This is a genomic window from Nocardia sp. GTS18 (genome assembly GCF_013839555.1).
GTDB lineage: Bacteria > Actinomycetota > Actinomycetes > Mycobacteriales > Mycobacteriaceae > Nocardia > Nocardia rosealba.
Map to the genome: position 1 here is coordinate 124,511 of NZ_JACBIU010000006.1, position 13,191 is coordinate 137,701.

12 protein-coding genes are annotated in these 13,191 nt (G+C 69.5%); 6 read left to right on the forward strand and 6 right to left on the reverse strand.

Annotated elements, in window-relative coordinates; translation table 11 throughout:
• Together HYG95_RS09115 and HYG95_RS09120 are read left to right on the forward strand one after the other, a co-directional pair.
• Positions 1-774 (forward strand): Fpg/Nei family DNA glycosylase, encoded by a 774-nt coding sequence (locus tag HYG95_RS09115; RefSeq protein ID WP_181697553.1) that lies wholly within the window; start codon positions 1-3, stop codon positions 772-774.
• Between the two features lie 98 nt (positions 775-872).
• Positions 873-1,253 (forward strand): VOC family protein, encoded by a 381-nt coding sequence (locus HYG95_RS09120; RefSeq protein WP_181697554.1) that lies wholly within the window; start codon positions 873-875, stop codon positions 1,251-1,253.
• Between the two features lie 3 nt (positions 1,254-1,256).
• Here HYG95_RS09120 and glpD read toward each other — a convergent pair whose 3' ends face one another.
• Positions 1,257-3,047: a glycerol-3-phosphate dehydrogenase gene (glpD, locus tag HYG95_RS09125; protein ID WP_225282059.1), complete on the reverse strand. Its 1,791-nt coding sequence runs from the start codon at positions 3,045-3,047 to the stop codon at positions 1,257-1,259.
• A 234-nt stretch (positions 3,048-3,281) separates the two neighbouring features.
• Between glpD and glpK the strand changes: the two genes are divergently transcribed.
• The 3 genes from glpK (at position 3,282) to HYG95_RS25135 (ending at position 5,787) form a co-directional block, all read left to right on the forward strand.
• Complete coding sequence (gene glpK / locus HYG95_RS09130; protein ID WP_181697555.1) at positions 3,282-4,778, forward strand: glycerol kinase GlpK; 1,497 nt, start codon at positions 3,282-3,284, stop codon at positions 4,776-4,778.
• A gap of 2 nt (positions 4,779-4,780) precedes the next feature.
• Complete coding sequence (locus tag HYG95_RS09135) at positions 4,781-5,371, forward strand: TetR/AcrR family transcriptional regulator (RefSeq protein ID WP_181697556.1); 591 nt, start codon at positions 4,781-4,783, stop codon at positions 5,369-5,371.
• A 71-nt stretch (positions 5,372-5,442) separates the two neighbouring features.
• Positions 5,443-5,787: a hypothetical protein gene (locus HYG95_RS25135; protein ID WP_181697557.1), complete on the forward strand. Its 345-nt coding sequence runs from the start codon at positions 5,443-5,445 to the stop codon at positions 5,785-5,787.
• A 76-nt stretch (positions 5,788-5,863) separates the two neighbouring features.
• Here the strand turns inward: HYG95_RS25135 and HYG95_RS09145 are convergent, their stop codons facing one another.
• The 4 genes from HYG95_RS09145 to HYG95_RS09160 form a co-directional block, all read right to left on the reverse strand.
• Positions 5,864-7,051: a PLP-dependent aminotransferase family protein gene (locus tag HYG95_RS09145; protein ID WP_181697558.1), complete on the reverse strand. Its 1,188-nt coding sequence runs from the start codon at positions 7,049-7,051 to the stop codon at positions 5,864-5,866.
• 88 nt (positions 7,052-7,139) lie between these two features.
• The gene (locus HYG95_RS09150) at positions 7,140-7,934 is read right to left on the reverse strand and encodes a hypothetical protein (protein WP_181697559.1); all 795 of its coding nucleotides are present in this window, start codon (positions 7,932-7,934) and stop codon (positions 7,140-7,142) included.
• Between the two features lie 702 nt (positions 7,935-8,636).
• Complete coding sequence (locus tag HYG95_RS09155; RefSeq protein ID WP_220139228.1) at positions 8,637-9,674, reverse strand: hypothetical protein; 1,038 nt, start codon at positions 9,672-9,674, stop codon at positions 8,637-8,639.
• A gap of 176 nt (positions 9,675-9,850) precedes the next feature.
• Entirely contained in the window at positions 9,851-11,248 is a 1,398-nt protein-coding gene (locus HYG95_RS09160; RefSeq protein ID WP_181697560.1) for an NAD(P)H-quinone dehydrogenase, read from the reverse strand.
• A 210-nt stretch (positions 11,249-11,458) separates the two neighbouring features.
• Here HYG95_RS09160 and HYG95_RS09165 point away from each other — a divergent pair, with 210 nt between their 5' ends.
• Positions 11,459-11,923, forward strand: a complete 465-nt coding sequence (locus tag HYG95_RS09165; RefSeq protein WP_067490738.1) for a gamma-glutamylcyclotransferase — start codon at positions 11,459-11,461, stop codon at positions 11,921-11,923.
• Between the two features lie 55 nt (positions 11,924-11,978).
• On the opposite strand, the gene HYG95_RS09170 is transcribed toward HYG95_RS09165, so the two are convergent.
• Positions 11,979-13,142, reverse strand: coding sequence for a M20 family metallopeptidase (locus HYG95_RS09170; protein ID WP_067490766.1), 1,164 nt, complete (start codon positions 13,140-13,142; stop codon positions 11,979-11,981).
• Positions 13,143-13,191: the final 49 nt, after the last annotated feature.

The following is a 13,191-nucleotide window of genomic DNA, read 5'->3' on the forward strand; positions in this document are numbered from 1 at the left end:
ATGCCCGAGGGCGACACCGTCTTCCGCACCGCCGAACGACTGCGCACCGCGCTGGCCGGGAAAACCCTGACCCGCAGCGACTTCCGTGTGCCGCGCTACGCCACCGTCGACCTGGTCGGATCGGTCGTCGACGAGGTCGCCAGCTACGGCAAGCACCTGTTCGTGCGCACCGAACGGGTGAGCATCCACACCCACCTGAAAATGGAGGGCGAGTGGCGGGTGTTCCACTGCGGCCAACGCTGGACTAAACCGCGGGTCACCGCCAGACTCGTGCTCGCCACCGAGGAGGTCGAGGCCGTCGGCTTCTCACTCGGAAAAGTGCAGGTCCTGCCGCGCGCCGAGGAACACACCGTCATCGACCACCTCGGCCCCGACCTGCTCGGACCCGGCTGGGACGCCGACGAGGCATTACGTCGCCTGTCCGGGTATCCGCGCCGCCCCATCGGCCTCGCCCTGCTCGACCAGCGCAACCTGGCGGGCATCGGCAATATCTACCGCAGCGAGATCTGCTTCCTGCGCCGCGTCCACCCGGCCACGCCCGTCGGCGACATCGCCGATCTCCCCGCCCTCGTCGACGAGTCACACCGGGTTCTCGGCAAGGCCGCGCACGAACCACCCTGGCGACCGATGGTCTACGGGCGCACCCGTCGGCCGTGCCCGCGCTGCGGCACCGCCATCGCCTCCCAACTCCTCGGGGAGGACGACCCCGCCGACCGCATCACCCAGCGCGAACGTGGCATCTATTTCTGTCCGCGCTGCCAGCCGGTTCCCTGAAAACAGCTCGCCGACACCGCCATGGTCCGTTACGCTCGCCAGAATCGTTCCCGGCGCTAACTTCCCGGCAGTTCACCAGGTAGAGAGCAGGTTTCGCAATGGCATGTCGGATCAGTGAGCTCGTGCTCGAGTGCCGCGAGCCCGAGACACTCGCCCAGTTCTGGTGCGCGGTACTCGATTACGTCGTGCTCGATCGCGACGACGACGGCAGCATGGAAATCGGGCCACGCGAAGGCTTCGGCGGCCCGCAGCCGACGATCATCCTCAGCCCCACCGACAACCCCACGCCCGGCAAGGCCCGCCTGCACATCGACGTCAACCCCACCGACCGCGATCAGGCCGCCGAACTCGCGCGCCTGCTCGAACTCGGCGCACGTCCCGCGGATATCGGCCAGACCGGCGATGAGCAGTGGCACGTGCTGGCCGATCCCGAGGACAACTACTTCTGCTTGCTGAAGGCGCGCATCGATCCGGTCTGAGGATCAGCGGTCCTGCGGGACCGGTTCCAGCAGCTGCGGACGCGGCTCCGGCGCGGCGACCCGCAGGGCGTCGGCCGATTTGTCGTCCGGCTGGGTCTGCGATTCGATCTCCGCGCGCACCCGCGCCTGATAGGTCGACACCTCACGCTCGATGTCGTCGTCGTCCCAGCCGAGAACCGGCGCCACCAGGTGCGCGACCTGCTCGGCACAGTTGGCGCCCCGGTCGGGGTATTCGATGGAGATACGGGTGCGCCGGGCCAGGATGTCGTCGAGGTGCAGGGCACCCTCCGCGGCGACCGCGTACACCGCCTCCACCTGCAGGTAGGCGGGAGCGTCGGTAATCGGTTGCAGCAGTTCGGGTTTGCCCTCGGCCATGGCGAGCACCTCGTCGACGACCGAACCGTAGCGGTCGAGCAGGTGGGTCATCCGGTACGGGTGGATGCCGTAGTGCTCGGCCAGTTGCACGGTCTGGTTCACCAGCGCGAAGTACCCGTCGGCGCCGAGCAGGGCCACCTTCTCGGTGATCGACGGCGACACGCGGGCCGGAATGTCCTGTGCCGCTTCGTCCATCGCATCGGACGCCATCACCCGGTAGGTGGTGTACTTGCCGCCCGCGATACTCACCAGGCCGGGCGCCACCCGGGCAACGGCGTGCTCACGCGACAGCTTCGACGTCTCGTCGCTCTCTCCCGCCAGCAGCGGTCGCAGGCCCGCGTACACACCGTCGATGTCGGCGTGGGTGAGGGGCGTGACCAGCACCTCGTTCACCCGGTCGAGCAGGTAGTCGATGTCGGCCTTGGTCGCGGCGGGATGCGCGAGGTCGAGATTCCAGTCGGTGTCGGTGGTGCCGACGATCCAGTGCGCGCCCCACGGAATGACGAACAGCACCGAGGTGGCGGTGCGCAGGATGATCGCCGCGTCGCTGACGATCCGGTCGCGCGGGACGACGATGTGCACGCCCTTGGACGCTCGCACATGGAATCGGCCGCGCTGATGCGACAGACCCTGCACCTCGTCGGTCCACACGCCCGTCGCATTGATGACCACGCTCGCGCGCACCTCGGCGGTCCGACCGTCCTCGGTGTCGCGCAGCTTCGCCCCGACCACCCGGTCGGCCTCCCGCAGCAGCCCCACCACCTGGGTGGACGTACGGATGACGGCACCGTAGTGGGCGGCGGTGCGGGCGACGGTCATGGTGTGGCGGGCGTCGTCGACGACGGTGTCGTAGTAGGTGACACCGCCGATCAGGGCGTCACGGCGCAGGCCGGGTGCCAGCCGCAGCGCACCGTGTCGGGTCAGATGATGCTGTCCCGGAACGGATTTCGCGCCACCCATGGTGTCGTAGAGGGTCAGGCCCGCGGCCACGTACGGCCGTTCCCACACCCGGTGGGTGAGCGGGTAGAGGAACCGCAGCGGCTTCACCAGGTGCGGCGCCAGCGTCGACAACGCCAGCTCGCGCTCCTTGAGCGCCTCGCGCACCAGCCCGAACTCGAGCTGCTCTAGGTAGCGCAGACCGCCGTGGAACATCTTCGACGACCGGCTCGAGGTGCCCGAGGCGAGGTCACGCGCCTCCACGAGGGCGACCGACAGGCCACGGGTCGCCGCGTCGAGGGCGATTCCGGCGCCGACCACGCCGCCGCCGATGACCAGCACGTCGAACCGGTCCTTGCCGAGGCGCTCCCAGGCGGTGCGCCGGTGTTCGGGCCCGAGCTCGCCGGGGCCGAGCCGGTCCCGTTTTCCGCCGGCGACCAACTCACCAGGGTTCAGAAACGGAAACTCCGGTGTCTGCGACATGCTCGACTCCTCGCCGCCGACCGTGAACGGCCGGTCCCAGCCGACAGTTGGGTGCAGACGCCGGGCACATCCCGGCGCCGCCTACAGGCTAAACGTAGTGCCCACCCGGCGTGTGGGACGAACCCGGCGAGGCGCGTGGCCTAAATTCGGTATCCGCGCCCAACCGGGCGATTCCCGCTCGTCGTCGGCGACAAAGCTTGCTACGACGACCGCGCGGTTGGGTAGCCTGCCTGAATGCGTCGCTATGTGGCTGCCATCGATCAGGGCACGACTTCGAGTAGGTGCATCGTCTTCGACCGGCAGGGCCGGATCGTCGGGACCGCGCAACGCGAACATCGGCAGATCTTTCCCAAGCCCGGCTGGGTGGAGCACGATCCGGTCGAGGTGTGGCGCAATACGGAATGGGTGCTCGGCGCCGCGCTGGGCAACAGTGGCTGCTCGGCGGGCGACCTGGCCGCCATCGGCATCACCAACCAGCGCGAGACCACCGTCGTGTGGGACCGGACCACCGGCGAACCGGTGTACAACGCCATCGTCTGGCAGGACACCCGCACCGATCAGCTGTGCACCGAGCTCGGTGGCGAGCAGGGACCGTCGCGGTACGCCGACCGCACCGGGCTGCCGCTGTCGACCTATTTCGCCGGTCCGAAACTGCGCTGGATCCTCGACAATGTCGAGGGCGCACGGGAGAAGGCGCAGGCGGGTGACCTGTGTTTCGGCACGATGGATACCTGGGTGCTGTGGAATCTCACCGGTGAGCACCGCACCGACGTCACCAATGCCTCGCGCACGATGCTGATGGATCTGCGCACGTTGCAATGGGATTCGCAGATCTGCGCGGAATTCGACGTGCCGATGTCGATGCTGCCCGAGATCCGCAGTTCCTCGGAGGTGTACGCGGAGATCACCGCCGGGCCCTTCGCCGGCGCGCCCGTGGCGGGCATTCTCGGCGACCAGCAGGCCGCCACCTTCGGGCAGGCGTGCCTGTCGCCCGGCGAGGCCAAGAACACCTACGGCACAGGCAATTTCATGCTGCTCAATACCGGGATGACGCCGGTGTTCAGCAAGCACGGGTTGCTCACCACCGCCTGCTACCAGATCGGTGACACCCCCGCTGTCTACGCGCTGGAAGGGTCCATCGCGGTCACCGGTTCGCTGGTGCAGTGGTTGCGCGACAACCTCGGCATCATCTCCTCCGCCGCCGAAGTGGAAACCCTGGCCCGCACGGTCCCCGACAACGGCGGCGCCTACTTCGTCCCCGCCTTCTCCGGCCTGTTCGCCCCGCGCTGGCGGCCCGACGCCCGAGGCGTCATCGCGGGCCTCACCCGCTTCGTCACCAAGGCCCATCTGGCAAGGGCCGCACTGGAATCCACCGCATTCCAGACCCGCGAGGTGGTCGACGCCATGCGCGCCGACGCCGCCGCCCAGCACCTCGACCTGGAACTGACCACCCTCAAGGTCGACGGCGGCATGACCGGCAACGACCTGCTCATGCAATTCCAGGCCGACATCCTCGACGTCCCCGTGGTCCGCCCGGTGGTCCGCGAAACCACCGCCCTCGGCGCCGCCTACGCCGCGGGCCTGGCCGTCGGCTACTGGTCCAACCTCGACGACCTGCGCGACAACTGGATCGCCGACCACACCTGGACCCCCGACATGACCGAATCCGAACGCACCCAACGCTGTTCGGAATGGAACAAGGCCGTGGAACGCACCTACAACTGGTCCTGAACATGGACGACCGCCCCCGCAAACTGCCTCGTCAACGCCGGGCGCGCGAGACCGTGGAAACGCTGCTCGAGGCCGCCGCCCAGGTGTTCTCCCGCGAGGGTGCGGCGGCAACGACCAACCGGATCGCCGAGCGGGCAGGCGTCTCGATCGGCACGCTGTACCAGTACTTTCCGAACAAGACGGCGATGCTGCGCGCCTTGGCCGAGCGCCACTTCCTCGCTGCCGGGACGGGACTCGGCGAGGTGTTCGCGCGGTTGCGGTCCGAGGAGCCACCCTTCGACGAGACGCTGCGTACGATCGTGACGGCCGTCGCCGACCTGCATCGCGACCGGCCTGCCCTGCACGCCCTCATGCACCGCGTCGCGTTGCGGCTGCCCGCGGAATGGGAGGCGGTGCGGGCCTTCGAGGACTACCTCGTCGCCGAGGTGGAGTTCCATCTGCGGCGATGCGGGCGCGGCGGAGCCGATCCGCAGCTCACCGCTCGGACCCTGGTCCACGCCGTCGACACCCAGGTGCATCGCGTCATGACGCGGCACACCGTCGATGCGGATGCGCTGCTGGTACTGGCGCGGCAGTTGCTGCCCGAGGGATGAACGGGCAGTGGACGGCCCGGCCGCCTCTCGGGTCGTTGCCACAGTGCCGCGACAGTTCCCGGTCCAGACTCATGTTCTCCATATCCACCATCCACCGGACCGGCACGCGCACACCGCCCGCTACCCGCCCCGCTCCCGAGAGCACACCGCGCGGCAACGCGCCCAACACCTTCCAGCGAGCGGCTGCCCTACGGGCGGCCGGGTCACCGGGATCGAGCAGGCAAGTCGCCATCACATGCGCGACCCGCCCGGTCCGCGCCGCCGCCTCGTACGCGAGCATCCCACCGATACTCGCACCGAACAGCACGAGCGGCCTGCTGTCGGATTCGGTTTCAGCACAGACGAACTCGCTCACCAACTCGACCCAGTCGCGATACCGCACCGACGCGGGCTTCGGCTCGACGGTGTCGCCGTAGAGCCGACCGCAAAAGCACCTACTGAGCAGCGCAATCGCAAAACGCTGATCTTCGTGCTCGCATTTCGAACACGGCTTCAGCCGACGCTGGTCGTGGCTGCTTTTGCCAGGCGGTTGATCGCTTCGGTGAGGGTGGGTTCGTCGGAGGTGGTGAAGCAGAGGCGCATGGAGGCCTGGTAGGCGTCGGTGACGGCGAAGGCGGCGCCGGGGACGTAGGCGACGCCTGCTTCCAGGGCGGCGGGGAGGAGGGTTGAGGCGTTCGTGCCGTCGGTGAAGTCGGCCCAGATGAACATGCCGCCGGTCGGGTCGGTGCAGTGGACGCGGTCGGCGAAAGTGGTGCGCAGGGCGGTGACGAGGGCGCGGGCGCGGGTGCCGTAGGCGGCGCGGATGGTGTCGACGTGGGTGGTGAGCCAGTCGGTGTCGGCGAGCAGGTCGGTGGTGATCTGGTGGGTGAGGGCCGAGCCGCACAGGTCGGCGCCCTGCTTGAGGAGTTCGACCGCGCGACAGACCTTTTCGGGGGCGATCAGCCAGCCGACGCGCAGGGCGGGGGCCAGGATCTTGGATACGCTGGACAGGCGGATCACCTGGGGTGAGTAGGAGGCGACCGGCGCCGGGGCGGGCTCGTCGAACCAGAGTTCGCCGTAGGGATCGTCTTCGATCACCCAGAAGCCGTGTGCCTCAGCGAGTTCCGCCAGGCGACGACGGCGCTCGGGCGCGAGGGTGACCCCACCGGGGTTGTGGAAGTTGGCGACGGTGTGGACGACGGCCGGACGCTCACCGGCGACCAGCAGTTCCTCCAGCACGTCGACACGTAGCCCGTCGGCGTCGAGCGGCACGGCGACGATGCGCGCACCGGCCGCCCGGAACACCTGCAGCGCACCGACATACGCCGGGTCCTCCACCACGACCAACGCGCCGGGATCGAGCAGCACCTCGGCCAGCAGCGACAACGCCTGCTGCGAACCATGGGTGATGAACACCTCGCCGACCGGCACCGACCGGCCGATCTTGGCGGACTCGCGCTCGGCGATCACCGCACGCAGTGCGGGCCAGCCGGGCGACTCTGTGTACTGCAGCACGGCCGGATCACGCAGTGCCGCCTCAGCCGCGGCGGCGATCCGCTCGCCAGGCATCAGTGCCGCATCGGGCAGACCACCGGCAAGGCTGATGATCTCCGGCCGCGCGGTGAGCTTGAGCAGGTCCCTGATCGCCGAACTCTGCAAACCGGCGAGCTTGCCCGCCAATGCTGGACTGGTCAGCGACATGGAAACCTCCGGGAACGCCAGGGGACGCGATGACCAACGATCGCACAGCATTCACCAGAATATGAAATTGTTGTCCCAGATAATGGGACTACGGGAGGGCGGTAATGGACTTGACCTGCCACTTCCCGTCGGTCAACGTGGTGACGATCTCCTGCTTGTAGACCACCGACGTACGGTCGGGATGCCACTCACGCAGCTCCACGTCATAGACGCCGACGCCGGTCTCGCGCACCTTCACACAGTGCGTGGTACCCCTCGGGATCTGATCGTCGATCGCCTTCTGGATGACATCGGCGGGCGAGATGGTCACCCCGTCGGGCGCGACGAACTCACGCACCCGCGTACCGGAGCGTTCGACATAGAAGGCGTACTGGAAGCCGAGGATCGCCCGGGCGCCCGAGGACGTGTCGCCCGGGCCGTTGCCGACGGTGAGACCCTCGTCGGCGATCGTCCGGCATTCGGCACCCGCGGCGGAGGTGACCGGCGCCGCGGTGGGCCCGGGATCCTCGCCACCGCCACGCTTGACCAGCCCGATGGTCAGCACCAGCGCGACGACGAGCAGGACCGCGGCCACCACACCGCCGATGATCCAGCGCATCCGGTTGTCGGGCTCGGACTTCTCGACGACCGGCGCGGCCGGCGTCTTCGGGGCGAGCCTGCGGGCGATGGGGTCGTCGGCCCAGGACAGGCCGGGTTCGGGCGGCTTGGGGACGCCGCCGTCGTCGTCGGGGCTGTTCCACCAGGCCCGGTCCTCGGCGTCGTTGTCCTTGGCCGGTGCGTGCGGCGGTTCGGGGGCGCGTTCCGGCTCGGTGACCCGCTGCTGGCGCGGCGCGGAGTTGCGCCGGATGACCTCGGTCTCTTCCTGCCCGGAAGTCACCGGCACCGAATCACCGAACACCGAGCTACCGGCAGCGGGAGCGTCGGCACCGAAACGCACCGTCGGGTCGGCGGGCGGGGCGGGTCGTGCGGGCGGCGGTGTCGCGACAGCATCGCCGAACGGCGAACGACGCGGCGGCGCAACAGGATTCGTGGGCGGCGGTGTGGCCCCACCGAAAACGGAGGTCGGCGCCGAAGAACGTGGCGGCGCAGGCGGACTCGTGGGCGGCGGCGTCGACACGGCATCGCCGAAGACCGATGTAGGAGCCGAACGACGCGGTGGCACAACAGGATCGGACCCGCGCGGCGGAACAGGCCCATTCGGCGGAACAGTTCCATTCGGCGGGACGCTCCCGGCGGGAGGCACAGGACCAGGAGCGGCGGGCGGAACGGGTCCGGCCGGCGGCATCGGCGCACCCACCGGCGCACCGAACGGCCCGGGCGCGGGCGCGGACCCTGCCTGCGCGGGTCGCCAACCGACCTCCGGCAGCGGTCCCGGCGGAGCGGGCGGCGGCACGGCGAGCGGTCCACCGAAACCGGCGTCGTCGACCGGCGGCCCGAAATCGCCTACGGGAGGACCGAATTCACTCGCGGGCCGGTTACGGCCGCGCTCGTTCTCGTCATCCTCGGTGGCCACAGTCCCATCCTTTCCCCAGGACACACGTGTGGGGCGGTCGCCATCCGACCGCCCCACACGACGTACTGCGTGTCAGTACTGGAGCGAGCCACCCCACTGAGTGGTGACACCCGCGACGTTGATCGTCTGCAGCAGCTCCCCCGGCACCGGAAGTGTAGCCTTCGCGGCCTGTTCCATCGCGGCGGCACCGCCCGGCTGAGCCTTGATCCAGTTCTCGACCGCCGCCTTGGCCAGGTTGGCCTGGGTGGTGTCGAGAACGGTGACCATGGTGTTGTCGGGGCGGCCGTCGCCACCGTTGAAGGTGGTGACCTTCACCGAGTTCTCGCCGACGTACTCGACCGCCACACCGGCGTCACCGAAGCCGCCACCCGGCGTGCGGTAGCCGATGGTGCCGACGTAACCGGAAGCGTTGTTGTAGTGGTGGGTGTTGGCCAGCACACCCGGCAGCAGCGAGCCGCCGTCGACGGTGACGCCGACTTCCTGGTGCGGGCCTGCCATCTCGACGACCGGCGCGGCGGGCGCGTTGGCCAGGCGCGGCGCCTGCCAGGCGGGCTCCTGCGCTTCCTGCGGCTCCTGCACCAGGGTCTCGGGGCCGTCTTCGGCGGCACCGCCCTGCGCCTGCGGTGCGGCGGGCTGGTTCTGCGAGGGCTGCGCGGGCGTCTGCTGGGCGGGGGTGCCGCCCTGCTGGCCCGGCTTGGCCTCTTCCGGCTTCTCCGGGTTGTTCACGGCGGGCTGGGCGGGGTTGCCCTGACCGGCCTGACCCGGCACCGGCAGCGGCGCGGTACGCGGGGTGGTGGTGACGCCCGGCTGGCTCGGCGTCGGCTTGGCCTGCTCCGGCTCCTCCGGCGCGGGGGTGGTGACACCCGGCTGCGCCGGCGTGGGCTTGGACTCGCCCGGCTTCACGTTCTCCGGGGTCTCCGGCTGCTTCTCCTCGGGAGTGACCGTCTCCGGCGTCTCTCCCGGCTGCTGGCTCGGGGTCTCTGTGCCCGGCTGCGCAGGAGCCGGAGTCGCGGGTGTGGTCGGCTGGTCGCTGGGGACCGCGCCGGCCGGAGCCGCGAGGAGGGTCGCCACGGCCGCGGCGGCGGCCAGGGGCAACGACGTGCTTGCCATCGCTCGCTGCGCCCGACTCGGCTTACGATGCTTCACTTTTCGCTAATCCCTTTCCCGGAGGGAATCCCCCACAATCCACCACGCGCTCATATTCGAACGCGCCTCGGCCGTGAGTCAACCATATGAGCGCGAGACAGGCAACGCGGCAGTAGCTTTCGGATATCGGGCGTGGGGGCTCAGTCCAGGTCGTCGTGGCGCATCAGCAAACGACCGGCTTCGGTGACCGATCCGGTGAGCGACGGGTACACCGAGAAGGTCTGCGCGAGGTCGGTGACGGTGAGGTTGTTCTGCACCGCGAGCGCGATCGGCAGGATCAGCTCCGAGGCGATGGGGGCGACGACCACACCGCCGATCACCACACCGGTGGCGGGGCGGCAGAAGATCTTGACGAAACCCCGGCGCAGCCCCGACATCTTCGCGCGCGGATTCGTGTTGAGCGGCAGCATGACCGTGCGCGCGGGCACCTCGCCGTTGTCGATGGCGGTCTGGCTCACCCCGACGGTCGCGATCTCCGGGCGGGTGAACACCGCCGAGGCGACAGTCTTGAGCCGGATGGGGCTCACACCCTCGCCGAGCGCGTGGTACATCGCGATCCGGCCCTGCATCGCGGCCACCGAGGCGAGCGGGAGCAGGCCGGTGCAGTCGCCCGCCGCGTAGATGCTCGGCACCGAGGTGCGCGACACGCGGTCGACACGTAGGTAGCCGTTGTCGAGTTCGATTCCGACCCGGTCGAGACCGAGGTCGGCGGTGTTCGGGGTGGAGCCGACGGTCATCAGGGCGTGGGTACCGGTGACGGTGCGCCCGTCGGACAGCTTCACCACGATGCCGTCGGCCGTGCGCTCGACGGCGTCGGCGCGGGCGTGCTTGACCAGTTCCACACCGCGTTCGGCGAGGGCTTCCTCGAGTACGAGGGCAGCGTCGGCGTCCTCGCCGGGCAGCACGCGGTCGCGGCTGGACACCAGCTTCACCCGCACACCCATCTCGGTGTAGGCGGAGACGAATTCGGCACCGGTGACACCGGATCCGACCACCACCAGGGTCTCCGGCAGTTCCGGGAGGTCGTAGAGCTGGCGCCAGGTGAGGATTCGCTCACCGTCGGGTTCGGCGCCGCGCAGTACCCGCGGGCTGGCGCCGGTGGCGATGAGCACCACCTCGGCCTCGAATTCCTCGGTGCTGCCGTCGGCCATGGTGGCACGCACACGATGCGCCAAACCGGCTGCGGGACCGACCAATTCACCGCGCCCGGCCAGCAGCTGCACGCCTGCGGCCTGCAGTTTGGCGCGGATGTCGGAGGACTGGGCGAGGGCGAGCGCCTTCACGCGGCCGTTCACCTCGGGCAGGTTCACCTTCGCCTGGCTCGCGTCCAGGGTGATGCCGAGGTCGCGGGCGCGGCGCAGATCGGTACGCAGACCGGTGGAGGCGATGAAGGTCTTCGACGGAACGCAATCCCACAGCACACAGGCGCCGCCGATGCCGTCGGCATCGACAAGGGTCACCGAGGCCCCGTGCTGGGCGGCCACCAGAGCCGCCTCGTAACCCGCCGGTCCACCGCCGATGATCGCAATCCGTGCCACCAGTCACGCTCCTGTGCTCGCCTGATCGGGCATCGCCCCTTGTGAGGGCCGCCCGCGCTGTCGCCCCATCATTTCAGGTGCGCCGTGACGCGACCGGGTCGGCTCGGTGAACAACGTTCGGCGTGTTCGCCGTCACCGCCGAGTGTGACCGTGAGCCGATCTGGGTGGGAGACAGGAATTCCGCGCGGTTTATTGGCTACAGTTCCTCAGGTGCCGATCTATGCCGCTTACGGGTCCAACATGGACTCCACGCAGATGCTGGAACGCTGCCCGCATTCGCCCATGTCCGGGACCGGGTGGCTGGAAGGTTGGCGCCTGACCTTCGCCGGTGACGACATCGGCTGGGAAGGGCCGTTGGCCACCGTCGTCGAAGATCCGGGCTCCCGGGTGTTCGTCGTCCTCTACGACGTGTCCCCGGAGGACGAGGAACGCCTCGACCGCTGGGAGGGCTCCGACTTCGGCATCCACAAGAAGATCCGGCTGCGGGTCACCGGCACCCAGGGCGAGTCGCGGCTGGCCTGGTTGTACGTGCTCGACGCGTACGAGGGCGGGCTGCCGTCGGCGCGTTATCTGGGTGTCATCGCCGATGCCGCCGAGAAGGCGGGCGCACCCGAGGACTACGTGCACGCCTTGCGCACCCGCAACAGCAAGAATGTGGGTCCGGGCTCGGCCTGAGCCGACCCCCCGAACAACGGGGAGTGCGCCACCTTCCGCACTCCCCGCCGCCCCCTCAGGCCTGCAGCACGATATTCGTCAGTGTCCGCACGCCGACGGCAAGCGCGCGTTCGTCGATATCGAACGTCGGCTGATGCAGGTCGAGTTGCTCGCCGGTGCCCGACCACACGCCGAGCCGCGCCATCGCGCCCGGCGCGTGTTCCAGGTACCAGGAGAAGTCCTCGCCGCCGCCCGATTGGGGGGTGTCGGCCAGCGCGTCGGGTCCGATCGCCAGGACGGCGTTCTCGAACATCAGGGTCGAGGCCGCGTCGTTGACCACCGGGGGTACGCCGCGCTTGTAGTTGAGCTGGTAGCGCACCCCGGTCGGCGCGAGCAGGCTGTCGACGATCTCGCGGACCAGCGGCTCGAGCAGCAACCACGTGGGGTGGTCGCCGGTGCGGACGGTTCCGGTGAGCATGCCGGTCTGCGGGATGGCGTTGGGTGCCTTGCCCGCACTCACCGCGCCCCACACCATCACGGTGCTGGTGCGCGGATCGACCCGCCTGCTCAGCAGCCCGGGCAGCCCGGTGATGACGGTGCCGATGGCGTACACCAGGTCGCTGGTGAGGTGCGGCCGCGACGTATGCCCGCCGGGTGAGTCGAGCACGAGTTCGACGGTGTCGGCCGCCGAGGTGATCGCCCCGGTCCGCAGCCCGACCTTGCCCACTTCCAGTCGCGGGTCGCAGTGCAGCGCGAAGATCCGGTCCACACCGTTCATCCCGCCTGCCGCGACCACGTCGAGCGCGCCGCCGGGCATCACTTCCTCGGCGGGCTGGAAGATCAACCGCACGCCGACCGGCAGGGTGTGTTCGGCCTCGGCCAGCGCGAGCGCGGTCCCGAGCAGCACCGTGGTGTGCGCGTCGTGGCCGCAGGCGTGGGACACACCGGGCACGGTCGAGGCGAAGCTCAGGCCGGTGAATTCCTGCATCGGCAGGGCGTCCATGTCGGCGCGCAGGGCGATGCGCGGTCCGTCGGACGGTCCGAGATCACAGATCAGGCCGGTGCCCCCGGGCAGCACCTCCCAGGTCAGGCCCGCCTTGGTGAGCCAGCCGGAGACGAACTCGGTGGTGGCGAACTCCGCCCGCGACAACTCGGGGTTGGCGTGGATGTGCCTGCGCCATTGCACCAGGTCACCGGTGTGTTCGGCCAGCCATGCGTCGACGATCTCGGTTCCCGACATCATGGTTGGTTCGGCGACCGGCCGGGTCGGGAACACCGTGGGCTCACGC

Bases quoted from the DNA above. Each gene is read 5' to 3' on its own strand.
- HYG95_RS09115 (WP_181697553.1), top strand. From the start codon at position 1: ATGCCCGAGGGCGACACCGTCTTCCGCACCGCCGAACGACTGCGCACC.
- HYG95_RS09155 (WP_220139228.1), bottom strand. From the start codon at position 9,674: ATGGCAAGCACGTCGTTGCCCCTGGCCGCCGCCGCGGCCGTGGCGACC.
- HYG95_RS09120 (WP_181697554.1), top strand. From the start codon at position 873: ATGGCATGTCGGATCAGTGAGCTCGTGCTCGAGTGCCGCGAGCCCGAG.
- HYG95_RS09135 (WP_181697556.1), top strand. From the start codon at position 4,781: ATGGACGACCGCCCCCGCAAACTGCCTCGTCAACGCCGGGCGCGCGAG.
- HYG95_RS09145 (WP_181697558.1), bottom strand. From the start codon at position 7,051: ATGTCGCTGACCAGTCCAGCATTGGCGGGCAAGCTCGCCGGTTTGCAG.
- glpK (WP_181697555.1), top strand. From the start codon at position 3,282: ATGCGTCGCTATGTGGCTGCCATCGATCAGGGCACGACTTCGAGTAGG.
- glpD (WP_225282059.1), bottom strand. From the start codon at position 3,047: ATGTCGCAGACACCGGAGTTTCCGTTTCTGAACCCTGGTGAGTTGGTC.
- HYG95_RS09170 (WP_067490766.1), bottom strand. From the start codon at position 13,142: ATGTCGGGAACCGAGATCGTCGACGCATGGCTGGCCGAACACACCGGT.
- HYG95_RS25135 (WP_181697557.1), top strand. From the start codon at position 5,443: ATGTTCTCCATATCCACCATCCACCGGACCGGCACGCGCACACCGCCC.